The organism is Chloracidobacterium sp. (assembly GCA_016715795.1).
Lineage (GTDB): Bacteria > Acidobacteriota > Blastocatellia > Pyrinomonadales > Pyrinomonadaceae > OLB17.
Map to the genome: position 1 here is coordinate 1,604,592 of JADJXP010000002.1, position 21,802 is coordinate 1,626,393.

Annotated in this window: 12 protein-coding genes and 1 tRNA gene; 7 read left to right on the plus strand and 6 right to left on the minus strand. The window is 59.2% G+C overall.

The window, feature by feature from the left end:
- Nucleotides 1-4 precede the first annotated feature (4 nt).
- The 3 genes from IPM59_12390 to IPM59_12400 all read right to left on the minus strand — a co-directional run bounded on the left by IPM59_12390 (nt 5) and on the right by IPM59_12400 (nt 12,745).
- Entirely contained in the window at nt 5-544 is a 540-nt protein-coding gene (locus IPM59_12390) for a carboxypeptidase regulatory-like domain-containing protein (protein ID MBK9216366.1), read from the minus strand.
- Entirely contained in the window at nt 541-9,306 is an 8,766-nt protein-coding gene (locus IPM59_12395; protein MBK9216367.1) for a VCBS repeat-containing protein, read from the minus strand. The genes IPM59_12390 and IPM59_12395 overlap by 4 nt, the downstream gene beginning before the upstream one ends.
- Nucleotides 9,307-9,700: 394 nt before the next feature.
- Nucleotides 9,701-12,745 (minus strand): carboxypeptidase regulatory-like domain-containing protein, encoded by a 3,045-nt coding sequence (locus IPM59_12400; protein MBK9216368.1) that lies wholly within the window; start codon nt 12,743-12,745, stop codon nt 9,701-9,703.
- A gap of 1,883 nt (nt 12,746-14,628) precedes the next feature.
- Between IPM59_12400 and recA the strand changes: the two genes are divergently transcribed.
- Together recA and IPM59_12410 are read left to right on the plus strand one after the other, a co-directional pair.
- Nucleotides 14,629-15,651, plus strand: coding sequence for a recombinase RecA (recA, locus tag IPM59_12405; GenBank protein MBK9216369.1), 1,023 nt, complete (start codon nt 14,629-14,631; stop codon nt 15,649-15,651).
- 46 nt (nt 15,652-15,697) lie between these two features.
- On the plus strand, nt 15,698-16,111 hold the full coding sequence (locus IPM59_12410; protein ID MBK9216370.1) for a GxxExxY protein: 414 nt from the start codon (nt 15,698-15,700) through the stop codon (nt 16,109-16,111).
- 47 nt (nt 16,112-16,158) lie between these two features.
- On the opposite strand, the gene IPM59_12415 is transcribed toward IPM59_12410, so the two are convergent.
- A complete protein-coding gene (locus tag IPM59_12415; GenBank protein ID MBK9216371.1) occupies nt 16,159-16,572 on the minus strand; it encodes a hypothetical protein in 414 nt (137 codons plus the stop codon).
- Nucleotides 16,573-16,701: 129 nt separating this feature from the next.
- Here IPM59_12415 and IPM59_12420 point away from each other — a divergent pair.
- From IPM59_12420 to IPM59_12435, 4 genes are all read left to right on the plus strand, one after another.
- Nucleotides 16,702-16,777 (plus strand) — tRNA-Phe (locus IPM59_12420).
- A gap of 22 nt (nt 16,778-16,799) precedes the next feature.
- Complete coding sequence (locus IPM59_12425) at nt 16,800-17,573, plus strand: PorT family protein (protein MBK9216372.1); 774 nt, start codon at nt 16,800-16,802, stop codon at nt 17,571-17,573.
- A 159-nt stretch (nt 17,574-17,732) separates the two neighbouring features.
- On the plus strand, nt 17,733-18,860 hold the full coding sequence (locus IPM59_12430; protein ID MBK9216373.1) for a replication-associated recombination protein A: 1,128 nt from the start codon (nt 17,733-17,735) through the stop codon (nt 18,858-18,860).
- A 76-nt stretch (nt 18,861-18,936) separates the two neighbouring features.
- Nucleotides 18,937-19,539, plus strand: coding sequence for a TetR/AcrR family transcriptional regulator (locus tag IPM59_12435; protein ID MBK9216374.1), 603 nt, complete (start codon nt 18,937-18,939; stop codon nt 19,537-19,539).
- Between the two features lie 70 nt (nt 19,540-19,609).
- Here the strand turns inward: IPM59_12435 and IPM59_12440 are convergent, their stop codons facing one another.
- Nucleotides 19,610-20,068, minus strand: a complete 459-nt coding sequence (locus IPM59_12440; GenBank protein ID MBK9216375.1) for a hypothetical protein — start codon at nt 20,066-20,068, stop codon at nt 19,610-19,612.
- 194 nt (nt 20,069-20,262) lie between these two features.
- Here IPM59_12440 and IPM59_12445 point away from each other — a divergent pair, with 194 nt between their 5' ends.
- Complete coding sequence (locus IPM59_12445) at nt 20,263-20,973, plus strand: ATP-binding protein (GenBank protein ID MBK9216376.1); 711 nt, start codon at nt 20,263-20,265, stop codon at nt 20,971-20,973.
- Here the strand turns inward: IPM59_12445 and deoC are convergent, their stop codons facing one another.
- Nucleotides 20,974-21,783 (minus strand): deoxyribose-phosphate aldolase, encoded by an 810-nt coding sequence (gene deoC, locus IPM59_12450; protein ID MBK9216377.1) that lies wholly within the window; start codon nt 21,781-21,783, stop codon nt 20,974-20,976. It abuts the gene before it with no gap.
- Between the last annotated feature and the right edge of the window lie 19 nt (nt 21,784-21,802).

A 21,802-nucleotide genomic window follows, 5' to 3' on the forward strand; every position in this document is an offset into this window, starting at 1 on the left:
CTATTTACGGGTCCATCACCTCCGGGCCGGGCCCGGCGATGAAATCGAGGTCGGCGATGTTGTCTGTGAGGGTGACAACGCGGCTTGGGGTCTGGAAGATGAAGCGGCGTTGGCTGACGGTGACAACATACGTCTCGCCCGTGGCAAGGCCGTCGAATGAGTAGTAGCCGAACGAGCCCGTCTGGACCACTCTGGGCTCACTCAGGCCGTTGCCCGTGACGGTGACCGTTGCGTTGCGTATAGGCCGCCCGTCGGCTGTCATCACGCGGCCTGAGATCGAGGCTTGTGCGGCCGTTGTCGCAAAGAACTCAAGGCCCCAGCCGCCCGCAAAGCAGCCTGATATGGACTCAGGTGCGTGCAGCGGGTTGCCAGCGTCATCGCGGATGTAGAGGTTCCATGTGCCATTGGCGTTCGTCAGGCCGTAGTTGCCAAAGAACGTCTGTGTGCCCGTGCCGCCTATGGTCTTTGCCCGGCTCAGAGTACGGCCCCGGTGGTGCCGCTCCCGGGAAGTTAGTGACAGGCGACTCCCACGTTGTCGGTTCAAAGTTCCCTGATGCAAGCGGCCCTGCATTTGGGCAAGACGCCCGTACCGGCATCCGTAAAGCTGAGCGTCACGGGGTTGCCCGTCGGGATGGCCAGTGCTCCGCCCGAATCGCCCATGATCACGAACTTCTGCCCCAGCGGGCCTACCAGCAGGGCGTCTATGTTGTCAGGCACCGTGTATGACAGGTCATACAGCGTCACACGCATCGACCCAAGGGCCAGCGGGGCATTCGAGACGGTGAGTTGTGACGGATACGGAGCGACCGTTCCGGCCAGCGTTACGCACATCGGGTCGGCATTGCGGAACTGGCTCGCCGTGTCGTTGATGTTCAGAACGGCGTTCTGGGCCTCAGGCATGTAAGAGTGGCCCTCTGCCTCGCGGCCCGTGAATGGCCCAGTCAGATGCAGGTTAACCGTCTGGTTCGGCTCAGGTATCACATCGCCGCACACTGTGACATTTACCAGCTTCAGCGTCTCCATCGGGTTGAACGTCACTACCTGTCCCGTGACCGTTATGTAGTCTATCCCCGAAGTACAGGCCGGCCCGCCTGTTGCCGTCCCGTCAGAGGTCGAGAACGTCACTGTATTTGTGCCTGACAGGTCTCCCGTTCTCACTATCTCGATCACGGCCGTCTGTGATTCGTCCTCTATATACGTCAGAGAGCCGAATGTAATGAACGGCGTAGGCGACGGTGTAGGCGTCGGCGTTGGTGTCGGCGTCGGTGTTGGCGTCGGTGTCGGCGTCGGTGTAGGCGTCGGCGTTGGTGTAGGTGTCGGCGTCGGCGTCGGCGTCGGCGTCGGCGTCGGCGTCGGTGTCGGCGTCGGCGTCGGCGTCGGTGTCGGCGTCGGCGTCGGCGTCGGTGTCGGCGTCGGTGTCGGCGTTGGAGTTGGCGTCGGCGTTGGCGTCGGCGTCGGCGTTGGCGTCGGTGTTGGCGTCGGTGTTGGAGTTGGCGTCGGCGTCGGCGTCGGTGTTGGCGTCGGTGTCGGGCTTGGGGTTACGAAGGGTATATTCACCGTGAATGTCTCCACAGTGCCCGTTGCTACAAAGTTTGGCCCGATGTCTGCCACCTGCGTCGGCTGAACCACGATCTGATACGTCCCGTTATCGGCAAAGTCCCACGTCCCGCCCGGCGGGATGATCCCGTACTGGGCCGTCCGAGGCGTGCCGTTTGTCGGATTGTCCACGATAAAGTAGGCCGCAGGCACGTCAAACCCGCCCGGGCCGGTGACCCTGATGTCACCGCCGTCGAGCGAACTCACATTCATCCCCGCATTAAAGCCCGTGTCCGTGTATGTCACGTCAAAGAAGTGCATCACACCGCCCGGTGCCGTTATGTCCACTGAATTCCCCACCGCCGTCGGTGCAGGATCCGGCGGTGTCGGCGTCGGTGTCGGCGTCGGTGTTGGCGTAGGTGTCGGCAGCGGACACTTGCCGGCACTTCCTGCGTTGTATATGCCCAGCACCTCGGCCGGTGCCAGCACGCGGTTGAATACCTCTGCCTCATCGATCCGGCCGGGGAAATATCCGCCAGACTGCAGCCTGCCGACATAGAACGGCTGGCTGTTGTATTCGATCGTGAAGCCCGAGTTGTAGTTGCTGGTAATGAACCCGGCGGTCGGCTGCGGAACGCCGTTGATGTAAAGTTGGGCGTCATTGATGTTGCCGTTCGTGTTCGCCCACGTAGCTGTGACGTGGTACCAGGTGTTTGGGGTCGGATTGAAGAGGACGGCCCAGTCGGCGTAGGCACCGGCCGTGAGGTTATTGACCTGCAGGTTGAGCGTCCCGCCGCCGTCGTACATGAAGTACGAGTTCCAATTACCAGAGCCGAGTTCCTTCGCAATGATGCCTCCCGAAGCCGCACTCGTTTTATAGATCCACGCGTCTAGCGAGAACGCGCTTGGCCGCAGGCTCGGGCTGTCAGGGGCTTCGAGCCACTGGTTCGTGCCATTTAGGCTCAATGCCTGCCCGACCATGCCGGCCGCAAAGCCCGCTCCGCCCTGCAGCGTGCCGTTGTTAAGGCCGGTCGCATCGCTCGCGTTGTTCTCGGCCTTATACCACGCCACCATCCCGCTCGGTGCCGGATAACACGTCGGACTTGGTGTCGGCGTCGGCGTCGGCGTTGGCGTTGGCGTTGGTGTTGGTGTCGGCGTAGGTGTCGGCGTCGGCGTTGGCGTCGGTGTTGGTGTTGGTGTTGGCGTTGGCGTCGGCGTCGGCGTTGGCGTCGGTGTCGGCGTCGGCGTCGGTGTCGGCGTCGGCGTTGGGGTCGGGGCCAATGTGCAGGTTCCGGTCAATATCGACTGAACACGGGTTGGTGCGTATCCGACAACGATGTCCTGGATGCCATCGGCGTTAAAGTCACCTACCACGATGGACGCCGGCGGGCCTGGAAGTGCATGCGACACAGGAGACTCAAATCCCGTGTTGGCCGCATTCCTAAGCAAGATCGAGAGATTGCTGCTGAATTCAAGGGAGGCAATGTCCTGTTTACCGTCTCCGTTGAAGTCACCGACTGCGACCCTCACCGGGAATGCCCCAACAGGAATATTCTCCGCCGGTTCAAAACTAAGCGCTACCGACGAGGTCCTATACAACACCGACACGGTATCACTGCCGCTGTTTGCAGTAATGATGTCAATTCTTCCGTCGCCGTTAATATCGGCCAGGGCTACCGACTTCGCGAAGGTGCCAACGCCGAAGTCCACCGGCGGATCAAATCCGGTATTCCCACTGTTTCTGACCAATACCGAAACATCCGCACCATGCCTGGCCACAACGATGTCACGCATTCCATCACCGCTAACGTCGCCAACGGCCACATCCTCAGGCTGGCTTCCAACCGGCAAACTGACAGGAGTGTCAAAATCCGGGACACCGACCAGCGTGCGCATTAATACCGCGACGGCGTGAACCGATAAGCCTGCATTACCGGTGACCACGTCTTGTCTGCCGTCGCCGTTGAGGTCACCGATCGCGATCGACCTTGGTTCCTGAGACCCCGATCCTACCGAGAATGAGCCGGCTGACGAAAAAGTTGTCGGGCCGCGAACGAGAGCCGTCACGGTATTCGCGAGGAAGCCCGAATTTGCGGCCACAAGATCCTGTCTGCCGTCACCATCAAGGTCGCTGCCGCCGACGTCCTCAGGACCAACCCCGACCGCAAAAGGGCCGAGGAAGTCGAACCCGGTATTTAAGACGTTCCGCTGCATAACCGACACGCTATTAAACTGCCGTTTAGCGATCGCAAAGTCCTGCCGGCCGTCACTATTGAAGTCACCGACGGTCATCCCGTATGTTTCTGCGTTCTCCCCAACGGATGTCGGTGTGCTAAAACCTGAGATACCGCTGCAAGCGGCGGCCGTTACGGTCAGCGTGAATGTCGTCGATACCAGCCCACCCGGCCCGCGGGCATATACCGTCACCGTATGTGTTCCTACGGGGTGCGCGTTCGTCACTCTGACAACACCTGTGCTCGGCACGACTGTGAATGTCCCTGTAAAATCTGACGTCGTCGAAGCGGTCGTGAACGACGTTTGTGTGGGTGGTACGGACGGCGTAACCGTCGTATTCCCGCCGATGGCGACCGCCGTGTCCGGATACGCCCCGAGCGTCGGGGCGAGTATCCATCTTGCATACAACGTCGTATTCTCGTTTATCGTAAACGTGCCGCCCGGCACACGGACGAACCCCGATCCGTCCGGCTGCGTGTTCCAGTTTTGGAAAACGAAACCAGTCCTCACAAGCCCGCCCGTATTACCCAGCACCGTCACCGTTGAGCCAGCGTTGTAGGGGCTGTTCGGATCGACTGGCGGCATCCCGCCCGTATTCCCATTCCCGTCATACGTCACCGTGTACATCGGCGTAGGACTTGGCGTCGGTGTCGGCGACGCGACGGGATTGACGGTCATAACACCGAGTTGGCCGGGTTCGAAGATGAGGCCCGGATTGCTGCCGGCTCCGTTGAGGTCGCAATAGGTCCAGTTTAGGCCGCTGTCGAGCGAGAACCGGCATGTATAGCGGTAGGTTCCCACCGCGGGTGCGGTGAACGAGCCCTGATACTCGTCGTCGTTGCCGACCTGGACGTTGAACGTGCTGGGGAAGAACGTCCAGCTGGGCGACGTACGCGGATCGGTACCGTCCGGCCCATAGCCGACTTCCGCCGTTACCGCCGACGAAGCGCCGCCGGCCTCGGTCACGCCCAACTCGAATATTCGGCCAAAGATCGACGGGGTCATCGTGCCGGTCGTCACCGAGAAGCTCGACGGCGTCTGCAGCACGCAGTAATCGCACTCGTTATTCTGGCTCTCGTACGAGCCCGTATCGCAGTTGCCGTTAAATGGCCGTCCGAGGCCGCGTTGATCGATCGTAAGCGTCGTTCCGCATCCGTTAGTTCCGAGCGGGGTGGTATCGAGCGCCGGGCTCTCCTGCAATATCGCGTGCGTCATCGTCGGGCCGCCGTTATCAGCCAGCGGGCCAAGGATAGGATTCGGATTCACAATATCGGTCCCGACGACGCCGACCGTGCCGGCTGTATTGCCAAAAAGGTTGAAACCTGTAGAGTTAACGGTACCAAAGAAATCAGGCCCGACCCCTGCCGTATTGCCGGCAAAAAGTGAACCTCGGCTCATCACGACTCCGGTTGCCGAGACTCCGCCACCGCCGCCGCCCGCGACACTGTTCTGCGTTATCGTGCTGTTGGTGATATCGAGCGTGCCGGTGCCAGTCGAAATACCGCCACCACGCCTATTTACTGTTGCGGTGCCCACCGAATTGCCCGAGAACGTACTGTTTATTACGGTTGCCGAGTTATTGTTGAAAAAGAGCCCGCCGCCTTGGGCCGAACTGCCGCCGACCGTCTGATTGGACGAGATCGTGCTGTTCTCGATCCGCAGGGATCCGTCAATGACAGCGATGCCCCCGCCGCCTACCGAACTCGCCGCGTCACCCGTCGCAATGTTGCTCGATACCGTGCTGTCGACAAGCGTCAGGCTCGGGGACGATCCACCCCCGGAACTCATATATATCCCCGCGCCGTTAGCCCCCGCCACGCCTGTGGTAGATACCTGATTGGCCGTGACCACGCATCGGGTCAGCGTCAGCTCACCAAACGACTGGATACCGCCGCCCGAGGCAAAAGTATCATTCCCGACGATACGACCATGACGAATCGTCAGATCCGACATAGACACGACCGATGTTGGGCCAATGTTAAAGACACGATTCGTCGCCACGCCCGGAGCGTTCGCAGCTTCGAAGATGGTCGACGTCGCACCGGCACCGACGATGAGCACACTCTTTGAAATAATGATGTTCGGCTGAGTGTAGATACCCGCGGCGACGAAGATCGTATTGCCATTCACCGCCTGGGTGTGGGCGTACTGCGCAGTCGCGCACGGACTGCCCGAATTTGTGCAATCGCCCGTATCAACGCCTGTCGTTGCGACATACCGGTCCATCGGCGTAGGCGTAGGCGTCGGCGTCGGTGTCGGCGTTGGTGTCGGCGTCGGCGTCGGCGTCGGTGTAGGCGTTGGCGCGACTGGCTCGGACAACGTCACATCGTTGCCTGTGCCGCCTACGTAGCTGACGGTCAGGTTTACACCGTTTACGGTAACGATGGCTCCTTCGGCGAGGCCGTTGAACGTGCCGGTCACGGCCTCGGCATCATCATTCGCGATGATCACAAATGTCTGTCCCGGCGATGATGTCAGCGTCCCCGAAGCGTTGAGCGTCGCGCCGCCGAGCGCAACGGTGCCGGTGACATTCAATTGGTCATAGCCCGTGCCCGCGGTCGGGCCGTTGATCTCGACGGTGAATTCCGAGCCTGCCGTAAAGCTTATGCTGCCGGTGTTCAAAATGCCGGGGCTCTCGCCCGGCGAGACCTCGCCGTCATTAACGGTCACCATGTCCTCGACCGTCCCGGTGCCGGCAAGCGTGCCGTCGTCCTCGACCTCAACGTAGGTAAGGAACGAGCCCGTTACGACGATCGTGCCATCGCTGACGACAGCCCCGTATGTAAATGTGGATGTATCGGTAACCTCGACCGTGCCGCCGCCGGTCACGATCAGTCCACCGCTGCCGCCGCCGTTGTCCTCGATTGGGCCATCGACCACCACGACCGTTCCCGACGTCACGTTGAGCGTACCAGTGCCGTTGCCCGCATCGGGCCCGACATACACGCCGCGTTCCGCATCGAGTGTCAGCGACGATGTCACCTCCAGCGTGCCGTTATCGACCACGAGATGCCCGGGCGTCAGCACAACCGGCCCGGTGCCGAGATTATCGTCCGAACTGATGCTCAGCGTACCACTGTCGATAATTAACGTGGGGCCGTGATAGGTATTTGTTTCCGAAAAGACCACTCGTCCGCCACCGGTCACGATCACGCCTCCGGTACCGCCGCCGTTATCGTCGATCAGGCTTTCAATATAGAATTCGTTGCCCGGAGTCACAGTGAATCTGCCGCTCCCTACGCCCAGGTCCGGCCCGACCCAGACGCCTCGGTACTGGTGCAGCGTAAACGTCGACGTCACCTCGATCGTTCCGCCATCCACTACGATATCGCCGTCCTCAAACGCTCCCGGGGCGGCGCCGAGCCGCGTGTCCGAATCGACCCTGATCACGCCGCCGCCGCGGACGATCGTCTTGCCGCCGTAGGTGTTCATGCCGGTGACGGTAAACGTCCCGCCCGTCACCCTAAAGTTCGACATCGCTCCGCCGATGGCGCCGGCGAGCGTGTTCATCGTCCCCGTCGAATAGACTGTAAAGCTCGTACCGGTCTCGACCGTTCCCGACATCGTCGAATTGACCGAGCCGCCGGCCAGCGAAACGCTGCCGGTCGTCGTTATCGGCCCAGTGAGGTTGATCGTGCCAAACGGGTCCGTCGAGGTGCCGATCACGAGCGAAGCGTTAGAATCAGGCAGCCCGCTGATCTCGATGATGTCGGCCGCGTTGCCGCGGTTTATCGTGAGGGTGCCGCTCGGCGACCTGAGATCGACGGTCACAAACGTGTCACCGGTTATACGCGAGGTCGAATTCATCGGCGTCCCGTCGTCGCCGATCTTGGCCGAGGTCGGCCCGGCCGGCAGATCGAACGTCCGGTCCGCGGCGATCAGACCGTCTTCGATGCTCTCAAGCCCCGTGTACGCTATCGGTGCAGTCGGCGAACCGCCGATAAACATGCTGCCATCGGTCTGGTTGGTAAATGTGTGCGAGACACTCGACGGCGTGCCGACCAGCGTCATAGAATCGCCCGTGCCCGCGCCGCCGTGATACGCAAATCCCAATGACGGCAGCGACGAACACGCCGATACATCGATGGTCACCGAATCATTGCCGTCGAGCGTGTCAAACACGATCTGGCCCATCACCGCGCCTATCGACACGCTGACCGTATTCGGGTCAACCTGCGTCACACCCATTCTGGCTTGGACCGTGTTGCCCGGGTCGGTGATCACCAGCGTGCCCGAGCTGCACGAGATCGTCAGGCCGTCCGCCGACGTCCCGCCGTTAACATCCGTGATCGTCAGCCCGCCGGGGCTCAAGACAACCTCAGTCTCAGCGGGCGTAGGCGAAGGCGTTGGCGTCGGCGAGGCCGCGTCGGTCATGAATCCCCAGAGCACTCCGTCACCGAACGTCCCGCCGCCATTCTGGGCGATGGCGCAGTAGAAATAGAGCGTCCCGGGACTCAAGCCCGTTACCGGTTCCGAGACGGCCACGCCGGTAGTGCCGGAGCCGATGGTTATTCCCGCCACGGGGACCTTTGTCCCGAAGGTGTCATCGCAGCCGCCCGGCGGCGCGGTATCAGAATACCTAAACCACACGGTCGTAGGGTTGCCATTCGGGTTGACGGTCGCGTTAAAGGTGGCACTGCTCGATGTGACGGCGGTCGCGTTTGCCCCTGTAATAGCCGGTAGAGCCCGCGGCGTGATGCTGAAGTCGTCAATAGCCAATCCGTCGTCCGCGCCGGATGCATTAAGATCGTTCCACCGGATCCATATGGTCGCGCCATTTGCCAGCGTAAGGCCCGACAGGGTACTGCTTTTCACCGTTCGGTTTGCGGCGAGATTTCCGTCCAGGGCCCCTGTGGAACCGGTGGCCACGGGCGCGACAAAGTCGAACGGGTTAGCATCTGTCCACGTGCCGGTCGTCAGGCTTGTCGCGTCGAGGCTGTACTGGAAATCAAGCCGGTCCTCTCGCCCCGTCGCCCCTAACCGCCACTGCTCACCCGTGAAGTTGATCAGCAGGGCATTGACCACAAGCCCTGTGTCATTCGTAAACGAAGCCCCGATAGTAGGGACCAGACTCCCACTCAGCAATCCGCCGAACGCGCGGTCCGTTGCCGCCGCCGCCCCGAAACTGTAGGTGTCGCCAGTGGCCGAGGAACCCGTTCCTGCGGAATAGATCGTATCCGCACTCCCCCCTGACTCGTTGAACGCCCATCCAGCCGGCACCGTACTCGACGTACCGCTGTTCGCGAGCGTGTCGAAATTCTGGGTGTAGGCCGTGTTGATCGCTGACAAGCTGATACCCGAACCGAGCATTACTTCGTCAATTGGCTCGAAAAAGATCAGAGGCCTTGGTTCCCAAAACCTCGGCCGGTCCGGAAGGCGCACCTCGGCCGCGTCAGCCATATCCGTCCGATTTGTCCCAAACATCGCCTCAACAGCCCATCCGCCGTCGAAACTGGCGGTGACGGTCACGGCTGCGATCGCGATCAGGACGAGAGAAACGGCTACGGCTCGAATCGACGGGCGTTTGCGCGACATTAGGTAAAGACCTCCGGTTGTCCGTTGCCGATACGCTCAGCCCTCGAATGGCATACCGGCAAAGCAGCGACAATCGGTAATCAAAACTGGTGATTATTAGTAACGACCTAATTTTCGCGCAAGATAAACCCGCAAGTCAAACCCTTCCGATCCCGGGTAGTGTCTAAGACACTACCCGATCCCGAAAATGGCCCAGGTCCGTCTTGCCGGCTCCCTCCTACGCCTCTTTGCGTCTTTGCGTCTTTGCGAGCCCCTTCTTCCTCCGTCTCTTCGCGTCTTTACGCGAAATCCCTCGCGCCAAGCCGCAAAGCCGCAAAGGAAAAACCACTCAGTACCAGAAAAAGGGCGAGGCCGGTGAGGCCTCGCCCTTGGATGATGTCCGCTGTGTGCGGAGCTATTGGTTCTGGCTGTCGTCGGGCAGAGCGATGAAGTTGAGATCGGCGATGTTGTCCGTCAGCGACACGATCTGGCTCGGCATCTGGAAGAAGTATCGCCGTCCCTGTACCGTGATCACATACGTCTCACCCGTCCTCAGGTCATCGAAGTTGTAGTAGCCAAAGCTGCCCGTCTGCACGACGCGAGGCTCGCTCAGGCTGTTGCCCGTCACCGATACCGTCACATTGCGTATCGGCCGCCCGTCGGCCGTCAGCACGCGTCCTGAGATCGAGGCGTTGGCCGCCGTCGTTGACAGGAACTCAAGGCCCCAGCCGCCGTTGATGCAGCCTGAGATGGCCTCTGGTGCCAGCGGCACGCCCGCATCGTCGCGGATCCACAGATTCCACACGCCGTTGGCGTTCGTCCCGCCAAAATTGCCCGCGAATGTCTGTGTTCCCGTGCCGCCTATCGTCGATCCGGGCTCAGAGTACGGCCCTGCGGGTGCCGCACCCGGGAAGTTGGTCACAGGCGTCTCCCACGTGGTCGGCTCAAAGTTGCCCGTCACCAGCGGCCCTGAGTTTGGCAGTACGCCCGGCCCTATGTCTCGGAAGCTCAGCGTTACGGGGCTTCCCGGCGGTATCGGCAGAGCTCCGCCCGCGTCGCCCATCATCACGAACTTCTGCCCTCCGGGCCCGACCAGCAGTGCATCGATGTGATCCGGGAAGGTGTATGACAGATCATACAGCGTCACACGCATCCCCGCGATCGATGCCGGCCCGCCTGCCACCGGAATAGGTGCCGGATAGGCATCAGCCGTCCCGCCCAACGTCACGCATATCGGGTTCGTGAATCGGAATGCAGACGCCGTGTCGATGATGTTCAGCACTGCGTTCTGCACCTCAGGTGCAGCCGCTGTCGTGCCTTCGTCCTCATCTCCACCGCCGGGCCTCGTGAATGGCCCGCTCAGCGTCAGATTCACCGTCTCGGTCGCCTCCGTCAGCGTGTCGCCATAGCACGGCACGTTCACGTTCTTTGACGCCTCCGTCGGCAGGAACGTGACGTTTGTGTTGACGTTCTGATAGTCGATGCCCGCTCCCGGTGCCGCTCCGCCGACCGCTGTGCCGTTCGACGTTGCGAGGTTCACCGTATCCGTCCCTGTCGTGTTGAAGTTACGCACAAGCGTGATCACTCCGTTCATCGACTCATTGCAGTAGTACGTATTCGCACTAAAGCGTATCTCCGGCGTCCCGCCCGGACTCGGCGTCGGCGTCGCCGGCGGCGGCGTAGGTGTCGGCGTTGCACATGAGCCTCCGGTCGTATAGTTCACGTTGCCTGAGAATGCCCGCGGCGTGAACTGCGTGCCCGCAAAGGGAACGATACCGGTACGTGACACATCGGTGAACAGCGTAAGGTCGCTGTTATTGAATGTGGTTGTCGCAGTCGTCCCCGTGCCCTGATACCTAATACCTGCCCCTGTGGTGATCGAATGCAGGTAGATCGACGTCGTCCCGACAGGAACATTCAACGGTGTCGTAAGCACCACCGGAGCATTAGTCGATGTTCCGGCAGTAGTTACGGAAACCGTTTGCGATAGTGTCCATCCCGCGCTGCTGCTCGTGAAGCCCGCGTAAGGTCCGGGACGCGTCCAAACCTCAACACTGGCCGATGTCCCTACCGCACCCGAGAAAGGAGTGTCGAACGATGTCACCGTGAGAGCGGACGACGTTGGCGTCAGCTGCAGGAAAATACCACCGCTACCGTTGTTAGGAGGCAGGGTTGTGATACTGCCCGATCCGCCCGGCGGACACGTCGGTGACGGACTCGGGTTAGGAGTCGGCGTCGGCGTTGCCGGCGGAGGCGTCGGCGTCGGCGTTGCCGGCGGAGGCGTCGGTGTCGGCGTCGGCGTCACCCCGGGACTCGGTGTCGGCGTTGCCGGTGGTGGTGTCGGCGTCGGACAGCCTCCGCCACCGCTCAGAGTTGAGATCTGCACGGCGTTGAGATAGGTTGTCGTGTCAACGCCACCCTGCACCATCAGTTTGCCGCCGGCGAGGCCACCGGCCGGAGCCGCAGCCTTGGTAACGACGGGATTCCCATAGCTCCAACTGTTCCGGGCGATGTTGTATATCTCCACCGAGTTCACAAGCGGAACGCCGGTAAAGAAGGTGGAATCACCACCCATAACCGCAAAGATCGACGTACCGTCGGGTGATGCCATTACTTCGGCACTTGCCCGAGCGGTCTGAAGCGGCGCCATTGTGGACCAGGTATCCGCAACCAAGTCATAGCGATGGACCGCAGCCGTCGTCGCTCCTGCAATCCCACCTATGTAATAGGCGAAGTTACCGACAACCACCGCTCTTCCGTAAGTTGTCGCTGTGGGCATCGACGCACCCGTGCTCCACGTATTCGCAGCAATATCGTAGATGCGTGTTATTGCCGTCGGGCCCGGATTGCCGCCAAAGACGTAGACCTTGTTGTTATAGGCAACCGTGGCACCGCTCACTGCTGCAGGCTCGGGGGCACCGGTGGACCATGTGTTCGTTGCAATATCGTAGATCGCATTCTCCGTAATATGCGCAGGCGTCGCGTTGTATCCACCCGGCACATAGATCTTGCCATTCCAGTAGGCACCCTGAATGTTCTGTTTACCCGTCGGCATGTTCGCTAACTGCGTCCAGGTACCAGTAGTGGGGTCCCACCGCCACAGATCGTTGAATCGGGTGCTCGCAACGCTATCACCTCCACCAAATACATAGACGAAGGTGCCGTCGCTCACCGCACCGTGACGGTATCGGGCTGCCGGGCCAACAATTCCGTTGGACCATGTTCCCGGTGTCCCGCTGCCCGGCACACACGTCGGAGACGGACTCGGCGTCGGATTCACGCTCGGGCTCGGATTCGGGCTTGGCGTCGGTGAGGCCGGCGGTGGTGTTGGCGAAGGTCCGCCGCCGCCTGCTACCAAGCAGAGGTTTGCGGATGACAGTGTTCCCGTGTCGCCGCCCGCATTGTCGCTGACCGTCAGCGTCCAGTTGCCGTTCCAGCGCCTCAGGTGCCATGCCGTCAAACACTTCAAGGCCTGCACTGTCCGCTGTCGGACGCACCGGCCCGCCGAATATAGTGTTCAGCGATACCGCTTCGCCCGGCGTCGTTACGCACTGGCTTGCTGAGTAGTCGCCCGCAGGCACAGGATTGCCCGCTACCGTGTGGAACGTGTTCGGGAACCCGTCGCCAAAGTTGTACGGCCCGACAAGATCATTCGATGACCCAAATCCAGTCGGCGGACACACCGTATTGCCGCGCCGCTCGACGATCGTCGCCGTCGGTCCGCCGCTCGGTGCTTGCAGCGTCATCTTGATGTCGCCGCCCCATGAGTGCGCCGGGCCCCACGTCCAATCCCTCAACTGTGCTGAGGTCAGCGTCCCTGTCAGTCCCGATACCGTGATGGTAATTGGCACGCCGCCTGGCGAGTTATCAGGTATCGCAATCGGCAGCCCGCTCGCCGGGAATGTCTGTCCCGCACATCCCGGAGGAGGTGTAGGCGTCGGTGTCGGTGTTGCCGGCGGTGGTGTCGGCGTCGGTGTTGCCGGCGGTGGTGTCGGTGTCGGCGTCGCCCCGCCCGCAGTCGTTATCCATGCCCCGGCTGAAAACGTCTCACTCGTCGGCCACGGGGTTGTCAGCGGTGGCAGATAGGTGCTGCCGACGAAATCCCATACATGGATCGGTCCCGAGGCGTCGTCCTCTACCATATATGCCTTGCCGTCATGACTGACGGCCAACCCATCAATGTCCGTCCGGCCAGCCGGATATGGGGCTATCAGGGTGCCCGTCCCATCCGGATTCATCCTGAAAAGGCCGCTCCCGAGGGGAGACGTATCGTCATTAGTGCAATAGAAGGTTCCTGTATTCGGATCAACATCAAAGCCGCCGCAATCGAAATCGGCGTCCGCATAATCGATCACCACCGTCGCCACAAGTGTCGTCGTGTTGATCGACCAGATCGCCTCATTTGCAATGTTCTTGGTAGCGTAGAGCGTCCCGTTATAGAATGCCAGGCCAACCATGGCCTGGGCAGCTCCGCCGGCATCTACGATGGTGCCTAATGAAGTAACCGCTCCACCGACAGGCCATTCGAGTAAGGTGCTCCCGCTATTGAAATAGACCTTATTGTTCACGGCATCATACGCTGCCCCCCAAACCTGGAAGCCCGAGAACGCCGGAATATTGCTGCTGTTAGTCACATTGATCAGCGCAGCCGGTATCGTGGCGTCATCAACGCCCGCAAAGAGCGGATTTGGCCCCTCAGGAGCACGTGTGGCAACTGATCCCAGCGGCAGTGAACGCTCTTGCGAGGGCTCGCTCTCCGCGGCCAGCGCACGCGCCTTTTCGATCAGCGTTTCAGGGTTATCCTGCTCTGCCGCAACAGCGCCGGACGAAACCGGCGACGTGATCGTCATACCCGGAAATCCGTAAGCCGCTGCACTTTGCGTGAGCCAGCTCCATCCACCAAACGGTGCAGCCGCAGCGAAGGTCGCAACTGCGATAAGCACGGTCATGATCACGACCGCACGCAACGATTTCTTCGATCTAAACATGGAACACTCCTCCTCTTGCTTGTGAAAAACAACTGAGACCGGATGGCGATAGGCTCGAAACAGAGAAATCTGCCATCACCGACCGCGGACACTTAAATTCTTAATTTCGCAACAATTATATGCCTTTCGCTCAGGGTGTCAAGCGCTCAATTTGCGAAGACATCGAAGAATGCCGAGCAGTACTCTTGCCAATCGCTGGTCAATGGACTAGACTTCCACGCATCTGAGATAAAAGGACGGAACAAGTTGCGTTGCAGTAGTGCAACGGGCTTGCATTCCAGCCGCTCCCGTGATAACCTCATCTCACTTGGCAACCGCCATACGGAGCGAGCAAATGAACGGAGAACCATCACAAATGAATATGGACAAAGGTAAAGCGATCGAGTCTGCGTTGCTGCAGATCGAGAAGAAATTTGGCAAGGGCGCGATCATGCGGCTTGGCGAAAAGCCGCATGAGGACGCCGGAGCAATATCGACAAACTGTCTCAGCCTCGATGCAGCAATAGGCGTCGGCGGCTTTCCGCGCGGGCGTATCGTTGAGGTTTACGGGCCTGAGAGTTCGGGGAAGACGACCCTTGCGCTATCGGTCGTAGCGTCGGCACAGAAGACCGGCGGCGTGTGTGCATATATTGATGCGGAACATGCAATGGACCCGGAATACGCGACCAAACTCGGTGTGAACATCGACGACATGCTCATCTCCCAGCCTGACTCGGGCGAACAGGCGCTCGAGATCGCTGAGACGCTCGTAAGGTCCAATAGCGTTGACGTGATCGTGATCGATTCGGTCGCCGCGCTGGTGCCGCGGGCGGAATTGGATGGTGAGATGGGCGACAGCCTGCCGGGCCTTCAGGCGCGGCTAATGTCGCAGGCATTGCGTAAAATAACGGCGATCGTGTCGAATTCCCGCACCTGCTTTATCTTTATCAATCAGCTTCGCGAGAAGATCGGCGTATTTTTCGGCTCGCCGGAAACAACCACCGGCGGCAAGGCGTTGAAGTTCTACGCCAGCGTCAGGCTAGATATTCGCCGCATCGGCGCGATCAAGGACGGTGACAAAGCTGTCGGCAACCGCACTCGTGTAAAGGTCGTGAAGAATAAGTGTGCGCCTCCGTTCCGCGAGTCTGAATTTGACATCATGTACGGCGAAGGCATCTCGCGCGAAGGCGACCTGCTCGATCTCGCGGTCAACCACAATATCGTTGAGAAAAGCGGGGCATGGTTCTCTTACAAGGGCGAACGCCTCGGCCAGGGGCGCGATAACGTCAAGGCGATGCTCAAAGAAAACGCCGATCTACTTGAACGGATCGAAGATGACGTAAAAGCGGCCTTGGGCTTTTCTAAACCAGAAGCCGAAGCTGCGGCGGTAGGAAATTGACCACAAAGGCACGAAGGACACAAAGGATTCTCGGGAGGATTCGGGGTTGAGCGGTCCAGCGGCAGCTGAAACATTTGAAAAGGTTACGGAAAGGGTTGAGCAGTTGTCTCACCTGGTAATCGGTGCTGCGCTGAAAGTGCACAAAGAACTCGGTCCCGGGCTGATCGAAAGCGTCTACGAACGGTGCCTTTGCTACGAATTGCAGAAGGCGGGCTTGGTGTATGAAAGGCAAATGGCCGTGCCGGTCGTTTACGACGGAATGAAGCTCGATGCGGATCTCAGACTGGACATCTGGGTTGAAAAGTCTTTGATAATTGAGGTCAAAGCCGTCGAAGCGACGTTGCCCATCCATCAGGCCCAGTTGATGACCTATCTCAAACTTACAGGGAATCGACTGGGTCTTCTTATCAATTTCAATGTCCCTCTCCTCAAGAATGGAATAAAGCGAGTCATCCTTTGATTCTCACTATTTCCTTTGTGCCCTTCGTGCCTTTGTGGTGAATATCTTTACGGATTCCCGCCGAGTTTGCGGTTGCTTTTCATCATTGGCGGAGTTCCGTTCACCGGCGGTTGTGCATTTGCCTGATCGAGCATCTTACGGATCTGCTCCGGCGACGGAATGCCGGGCGTTGGTTTTGCGCCCGGCTTTAGGCCTTTTTTCAGTTCCGCTTCGCTCGGAATGCCGGGCGTCGACCTAGTGCCCTTTGGCAGCACAAGATTCCCGTTGGTGGGTATGCCCGGAATAGGTGTGCCCGTCATTGGTAGCGGTGTCGTCGACAGGCCGGGCGGCATGTTTGCCGGGTCGATCTTGATCTCCTGCGGAGCGATATTGGTGTTGGTCGCAGCGTTATTCGAACCGCCGCCGCAGGCGACGCAGCCGGTCGCGACCACACACATGAAAAAGATCACTGCTTTCTTCATAGACTTTCACACGATTATAGCCTGCGGCCGAGGTATCATCAATCCTGAACGAGACGCTCATTTGACAACCAAAAACCGCTTATTTACACTTACAAATTCGTGTCTGGTCGATGATCGGATGCGTCGCGCGGCCAGGTAGCTCAGTTGGTAGAGCAGCGGACTGAAAATCCGCGTGTCGGCGGTTCGATCCCGTCCCTGGCCACCACTTCTCTTTCAGAACGCACGTTATGATTACAAGCCGCCGCTTGGCATTGATGCTTGGCCTCACCGCCATACTCAGTTCGGTGGGCATCGCTCAGGATGATGAACGCAGCGTCCATGTCGGCATCAAGGCCGGATTCTCGGTCCCAAAACTGGTCGGCGGCGGCGATCAAGAGATCACCCGCGATTACAAGTCTCGCATGGCGCCTAACTTCGGCGGCTTTGTGGATGTGGGGCTAACGCGGAACGCCTCGATACAATTCGAGGTCGATTACGCACCGCAGGGCGGCAAGCGCAACGGCATCCAGCCTGTGACACAGGCGATTCCGGGCCTGCCTCCACTGCCTGCCGGACAATACTACTTTGCTAATTTTAACAACACCGCAAAGCTGAATTACCTCGAATTCCCGGTGATGCTCAAGTATCGGGTGCGAAAGGACAAGCCAGTCGGCTGGTACGTCAATGGTGGGCCGTACGTCGGATACCTTCTCAAGGCGAGGACCGTGACAAGCGGCACCAGTCCGCTATACCTCGATAACGGCGGCACGATGCCGGTGCCAGGCTTTCCGCCGATCCCATTCGATGCCAAGACCGATGTCACCAACGAACTGAACCGCTGGAATGTTGGCGTTACGGGTGGAGGCGGCGTGACATTCAAACGGGCCGGTGACAACTACTTCTTCATCGACGCCCGCGCCGCCTACGGCCTGACGACGCTCCAGAAGGACACCGTCAACGACGGCAAGAGCCGCACCGGCAACCTCGTCCTCTCATTTGGCTACGCATTCAAGGTCAAATAGCCCCTCCATACAGCTTCGGCATCATCTCTTCTGCGTCTTCTGTTTATCTGCGGCTCAATTCTTTAGATATATGCGGGGAGAGTTTCGCTCGGCCCACACCTGAAGGTGTCTTCCGTTCTCCGTTTTCAGTTATCGATTACGTTCCATTATCCTTCCGTTATGGAGCCTCTCGCTAGTTTGATCAGGCCGCGTGGGCTGGATGAGTTTGTGGGGCAATCTCATCTGGTCGGCGATGAGAAGCCGCTGCGCCTTGCTATCGAGCAGGGCCATGTGTTTTCGTTCCTCCTTTGGGGGCCGCCGGGCACGGGCAAGACGACGCTCGCGCGAATTTACGCGACGGCGATAAATGCTGAGTTCTATGAGCTTTCGGCGGTGTCGGCGGGCAAGGAAGACATTCGGCTCATCATTAAAACGCAGTCGGCCGACGGACGGCCTCGCGTCCTTTTTCTCGACGAGATCCATAGATTTAACAAGGCGCAGCAGGACTTTTTGCTGCCGTTCGTCGAAAGCGGCGAGTTGGTGCTTATCGGCGCAACTACCGAGAATCCGAGTTTTGAGGTGATCTCCGCCCTGCTGTCGCGGATGCGAGTGTTCGTACTCAATGAGCTAGGCGACGCTGACATGGCCGCGATCATCGAACGAACCGGCAAGAAGCTCGACAAAAAAGCAAGGGAATGGCTGATCCAGATGGCAAACGGCGACGCGCGTCAGGCCATCACGATGATCGAGAACACGTCGGAACTGTACGACACGATCACGGTCGAAACGCTCAAGGAGACTCTCCAGTCCAAGTTCCTTCGTTACGACAAACGCGGCGAGGAGCATTACAACGTCATCTCGGCGTTTATCAAATCGATGCGCGCCTCGCAGCCTGATGCGGCCATTTACTATCTCGCCCGCATGATCGAATCGGGCGAAGACCCTAAATTCATCGCCCGCCGAATGGTCATTTTTGCGTCCGAAGACATCGGCCTCGCCCAGCCGACGGCATTGGTCGTCGCAAACGAAGTGTTCCGTGCGGTCGAGACCATCGGCCTGCCCGAATGTGTCCTGAATCTCGCCCACGGTGTGGCATATCTGGCCAACGCAGCCAAGGACCGTTCGTCAACGGAAGCGATCGGCAAGGCGATGGATGACGCGAAGAAATTCGGCAACCTGCCCGTCCCGATGAAAATACGCAATGCCCCCACGCGTCTGATGAAGGATCTCGGCTACGGCAAGGATGAGGGGAACGACCCCGAGAACGACCTGATGCCTGAAAAGCTGCGAGGGCGAAAGTATTTCTAGCTTTTGACCTGTCCTGGATTTATTGCGTACATTTGCTATACTCTGAACAGAAGATCATTTCGGTCATTGGTCATTTATGAGAGACTCAGATCCGAAGACCCAAACTAAACAGGCAATTCTCGACGCGACGGACAAGCTGCTCGCAAAATACGGCTATAAGAAGATGACGATCGAGGACCTCGCGCTGGCGGTCGGCATCGGCAAGGGCAGCGTTTATCTGCACTTTTCGAGCAAGGAGGAGATCGCGCTGTCACACATCGACCGCATTATCGACCGTCTAAAATCGAACCTGCGCGAGATCGCCGCCCGGCCCGGCAGGGCCGAGAGTCGCCTCAAAGACATGCTCATCGAACGGGTGATGTATCGCTTTGACAGCGTACAGCACTATTCGCAGAGTGTGAATGAGCTGCTGTCCGCCGTTAGGCCAAAGCTGCTCGCTCGGCGCAAGGGGTATTTTGCGGAGGAGGCCCAGATATTCGCCGCCGTTATCGCCGAAGGCCAGCAAGCGGGTACCATCCGCAAGGGCGACCCACGCGATCTGGCGGTCACATTCCTGTCTGCGACAAACGCCCTGTTGCCTTACAGCCTGAGCGTCGTCGAACTGGGCGACCGCGGCGACGTGCTTGACCGAACAACAAAGACCGCCGACGTGCTCATCCGCGGCACCAGCCGGAAATGAAGACGATCGTCATACTCGCCAGATTTGTTGTGATCCTGATCGTGGCCTTGGTGCTATTACGCTTCATTGGCTAGCGTTTCCAGTAATTCTTGATCTTTAGATCAAGCATCGGAAAGGCGCAGTACTCGACATTTCGCCCCGTCTCGCGCAATTTTGTGACCATTGGGATCGCAGCGTCCGCATTCCGAGTGTGGACAATGATCGTCGCTGCTCTCTGAAGGTCAGCTCGCTCGTTGAGGAATTCGCAGATGGCGTAACCGGTGTTGGCAAAATCGTCGTGATCGTTTGATTCGTAATGATGCGGCAGCAGGTCGTGATCGAGAAAGATCGCGTCGTAGGTGCCGTCGGTAAGCAGCTCCTTTGCCTCTTCGACGGTCGCCGCTATCTCGATCTCATCGCCCGCAAACCTCTTCTTGAACCATCGATGCCGCCGCTCGTCATCGTCAAGCAGCATAACGCTGATCGGAGCGCGTTCGGCACTGAGATCGGCGAGCTTTAATTTGATCAGAATACTGCGTATCAGGCCCATGGGATTCCAAATTTCAGATTCCAAATTCCAAATCAATGCTATCTTACGAATCTGGAATTTGGAATCTGGCATCTGAAATTTGCCGGTGGTATAATCCAATCTCGTCGGCTGCCCCGATGCCCCAGGAAAAGATACAAAAGAGAGACTTGAAAGCCGTTCCAACCCGTGTGTTGCCGTCTGACGACTCGCCTGGCTTGACCGATCTCTGTCCAAAATGCGGCGGCACAGGACTCGAGATCGTACCCGACAAGGGAGCTCGAATCTGCAGCTGCCGCAAGCTCAAGGCCCAATCGGGGCAATTTGAGCGTGTGGGCCTGCCTAGACGGTACGACAATTATCATTTTAACAACTACAAGCCACGGAATGAGTCTCAAACGAACGCACTGATGGCGTCTATCGATCTCGTGAAAAACTTCCCGGTTGACCGCGGACTGCTCCTGATGGGCAATGTCGGAGTCGGGAAAACACACCTGGCGGTTTCTATCTTGAAAGGGCTGACGCTCGAACGTGGTGTCGCCTGTCGGTTCTACGACTTTGCAACTCTGCTCAAGGAGATCCAGGACTCGTATAACTCAAATACTCATACGTCCGAATTGGGCGTTCTGGCACCGGTCCTTAACGTACCGGTTCTCGTTCTCGACGAACTGGGAGCATCGAAGCCCACCGAGTGGGTTCGCGACACGATGGCCCATGTCATCAACACCCGCTACAACGACCGAAGGCTTACGATCTTTACGACCAACTATCTTGACCAACGTCCGACCGACCGCGACGAGGTCCTCGAAGACCGCATCGGCACACGACTGCGTTCACGTCTCTATGAGATGTGCAATACGGTCGTGATGCTGGGTGAGGACTACCGGAAGAACTTTGACCGCGCCGCAGCCCGGCAGAAGAATTCGTAATTAGTAACTGCCGGCAACGATCGTCGACCTAACACCGCTGGCTTCCTGTGCGATCTTCACGCCAACGGATGCACCGATGCGGGTTGCTCCCGCCTCGAACATCGCGCGGGCGTCGTCAATTCCCTTCACGCCGCCTGATGCCTTGACGCCAAGGGCTTTGCCGACGGTGTGACGCATCAGGGCGACGTCGTTGGCGGTGGCGCCGCCTTTGGCAAAGCCGGTCGAGGTCTTAACAAAATCCGCACCGGCGTTCTTTGCGGCGAGGCAGGCACGGACCTTTTCTTCGTCGGTGAGCAGCGCGGTCTCTATTATCACCTTACAAAGGATGTGGTTCTCATGCGCGGCCTCGACGACGGCCCTAATATCATCCTCGACCGCGCAATCATCGCCTGATTTGAGAGCACCGATATTGATGACCATATCGACCTCAGTGGCTCCGTTAAAGATCGCCCGCCGGGCCTCATAGGCTTTTACGTCCGGCAGCGTCGCACCGAGCGGGAAACCGATCACCGTGCAGACCGGGACGCCCGAGCCCTTCAGGAATTCTGCAGCCTGCTTGACCCAGCCAGGATTTACGCACACCGAAGCAAAACCATAGTGAGCCGCCTCATCACACAGTTTCTTGATGTCGGCATATGATGCCTCGGGCTTCAATAACGTGTGATCGATCAGCGAAGCCCAATCATGCGCCGTCGCCGTCTCGCCCAAAACGATGCCGATACGCTCGGCACCGGCATCGACGATCCGCTCAACGTCGGCACGGCAAAACGTCGGGCAGTATTCCTCACCCGTCAGCTTCGCCAGCACCATATCGGTGATCTGGTCGATC